The sequence below is a fragment of the Pseudomonas sp. R151218B TE3479 genome (genome assembly GCF_053629195.1).
On sequence record NZ_JBRJHV010000001.1, the window covers coordinates 3,925,526 to 3,928,850 of the forward strand.

Here is a 3,325-nt window from a genome sequence, read left to right on the forward strand (position 1 = left end):
CACCCGTGGCTATGAAGCCCCGCAAGGCGAGGCTGAAACCACCCTGGCGCAAATCTGGCAGGATTTGCTGGGCCTGCAACAGGTCGGTCGCCATGATCACTTCTTCGAACTGGGGGGGCATTCCCTGCTGGCGGTCACGCTGATCGAGCGCATGCGCCAGGCCGGCTTGAGCGCCGACGTGCGCATATTGTTCGGCCAGCCAACCCTCGCGGCGTTGGCGGCGGCAGTGGGAGGCAGCAACGAAATCGTGGTGCCAGCCAACCGGATTGCGCTCGACTGCGAGCGGATCACGCCTGACATGCTGACGCTGGCAAGCCTCGACCAGGATGCCATCGACCGCATCGTGTCCACCGTGCCGGGTGGTGCGCGCAACGTGCAGGACATCTATCCGTTGGCCCCCCTGCAGGAAGGCATCCTTTACCATCACCTGGCCGCCGAACAAGGCGACCCTTACGTGCTGCAAACGCAGTTCGCCTTCGACAACCGCGAACGCCTCGACGCGTTTATCCAGGCCCTGCAAAGCGTCATTGACCGCCACGACATCTTGAGGTCATCCATGGCCTGGGAAGGGCTGGACGAACCGGTGCAAGTGGTCTGGCGCAAAGCGGTACTGGGTGTTGAGCAGGTCATCCCGCACGATGAAGAGGGTGACATTCTCGCTCAGTTGAAGGCGAGCTTCGACGTCAGTCACCAACGCCTGGATATCCGCCAGGCGCCGTTGATGTGCGTCCGATTCGCAGAGGACGCCGTCAACCAGCGTTGGCTGGCTACCTTGCTGTTCCATCACATGGCACTCGACCATGCGGCGCTGGAAGTGGTGCGTCACGAGATGCAGGCGCACCTGTCGGGCCAAGCCGGTCAGTTGGGCGATGCGGTGCCTTACCGCAACTATGTGGCCCAGGTATGCCTGGGGGTGAGTCGTGAAGAGCACGAAGGGTTTTTCCGCGCGATGCTCGGCGACATCGACGAACCGACGCTGCCGTTCGGCTTGCAGGATGTCCGTGGCGATGGCAGCGGTATCGAAGAAGCCCGGCAGGCTGTCGCGACCGACTTGAGTCGACGCCTGCGGACCCAGGCCCGTCGCTTGGGGGTGAGTGCGGCAGCCTTGCATCACCTGGCCTGGGCCCAGGTGCTGGGCCGGGTTTCGGGTCGCGAGGATGTGGTGTTCGGCACGGTGTTGATGGGGCGGATGCAGGGCGGCGAAGGGGCCGATCGCGCCTTGGGAATGTTCATCAACACCTTGCCGATTGGCGTGCAGGTCGGTGCGCAAAGCGTGCGCGACGCTGTACGGGCGACCCATGCGCGGTTGAGCGGCTTGTTGGGCCATGAACATGCTTCCCTGGCGTTGGCCCAACGTTGCAGTGGCATGGCTGCACCGACGCCATTGTTCAGTGCGTTGCTCAACTACCGTCACTCGGTCGCCGAGCCCATCGCGCTGCAAACCTCGTCAGCCTGGCAGGGTATCGAGATAGTGGGGAGCGAAGAACGCACCAACTATCCGTTGACGATGAGCGTCGATGACCTGGGTGAAGACTTCAGCCTGACGGTGCTGGTCGAGTCCCGGGTCGGTGCTCAACGCATCTGTGGCTATATGCAAGTGGCGCTGGAAAATCTGGTCGATGCGTTGGAACATGCGCCGCAGACGCCGATGCACAGCCTGGCAATATTGCCGCTGGCCGAACGTAAGCAACTCCTTGAAAGCTGGAATGCGACAGCGACGACCTATGCCCATGACCCGCTGATCCATCGGCAGTTCGAAGCCCAGGCCGCGGCACATCCGCAAGCGGTGGCAGTGGTCTATGCAGGCCAGACACTGACTTACTGTGAGCTCAACGCCCGGGCGAACCAGGTTGCGCATCGCCTGTTGGCCCTGGGCGTCTGCCCGGACGATCGGGTGGCGATCTGTGTCGAGCGTAGCCTGGAAATGGTCGTTGGCCTATTGGGCGTGCTGAAGGCCGGCGCGGGCTATGTCCCCGTGGACCCGGCCTATCCAACGGAACGTATTGCCTACCTGTTGCAGGACAGCGCACCGGTCGCGGTGTTGGCGCAGGCCGTCACCCAGGGTTTGCTGGCCGCTGGCGCGGTGCCGGTCATCGAGCTCGATAGCGCCGATTGGCAGGACGAGTCCGTCTCCAACCCCGAGGTGCCGGGGCTCGAAGCCCGTCACCTGGCATACGTGATCTACACGTCCGGCTCGACCGGTCTGCCCAAGGGCGTGATGGTCGAGCATCGCAACCTCAGCAATCTGGTGGGCTGGCATTGCCAGGCCTTCGATGTGAAACGCGGCAGTCGCACCTCCAGTGTCGCCGGTTTCGGTTTCGATGCGGCGGCCTGGGAGATCTGGCCTTCGCTGTGTGCGGGGGCGACGTTGCTGTTGCCGCCGGCCCATGCGGGTAGCGAGGACGTCGGCGCACTGCTCGACTGGTGGCAGGCCCAGGCGCTGGACGTGTGCTTCCTGCCCACGCCCATCGCCGAATACGCGTTTGGTCGCAACCTGGGGCACGATCAACTGCGTACCTTGCTGATTGGTGGCGACCGCCTGCGCAAGCTACCGGCCGATCTGCCCTTCGAACTGATCAACAACTACGGCCCCACGGAAACGACGGTGGTGGCCACCTCGGGGCGGATCGATGCCTCGCAAACGGTGTTGCATATCGGCAAGCCGGTGGCCAACACCCAGGTCTACCTGCTCGATGCCCACCTGCAACCGGTTCCGGTCGGCGTGGCGGGTGAGCTGTACATTGGTGGCGCCGGGGTTGCCCGGGGTTATTTGAACCGGGGGCAGTTGACCGCCGAGCGCTTTGTGAAGGACCCGTTCAGCGCCACGCAGGACGCGCGGATGTACCGCACCGGCGACCTGGGGCGCTACTTGCCGGACGGCAACATCGACTACCTGGGGCGCAACGACAGCCAACTGAAGATCCGCGGCTTGCGCATCGAACTGGGTGAAATAGAAGCCAGGCTTGGTGCTTGCGCCGGAGTCCGGGAGGCCGTTGTCGTCGCGGTGGGAGAGGCCCCGGATGACCAGCGCCTGGTGGCGTATTACACGGCGCACGACACCCTGGATCAAGCACTGACAGCCGATAGCCTGCGCGAACAATTGCAGGTGTATCTGCCCAGCCACATGGTGCCCGCGGCCTACATGCGCCTGGACGCCTTGCCCCTGACCCCGAACGGTAAGCTCGACCATCGGGCCTTGCCTGTCCCTGACAGTGATGCCTATTCAGGCCGTGGCTATGAAGTCCCGCAAGGCGAGGTCGAAACGGCGCTGGCGCGGATCTGGTCCGAGCTGCTCAAGGTCGAGCAGGTGGGTCGTTACGACAAT

Annotated in this window: 1 pseudogene; it reads left to right on the plus strand. The window is 63.8% G+C overall.

From position 1 onward, the window contains the following. Nucleotides 1-100 precede the first annotated feature (100 nt). Nucleotides 101-3,139, plus strand: a pseudogene (locus AB7M32_RS17145) (amino acid adenylation domain-containing protein); the annotation flags it as partial. Nucleotides 3,140-3,325 lie beyond the last annotated feature (186 nt).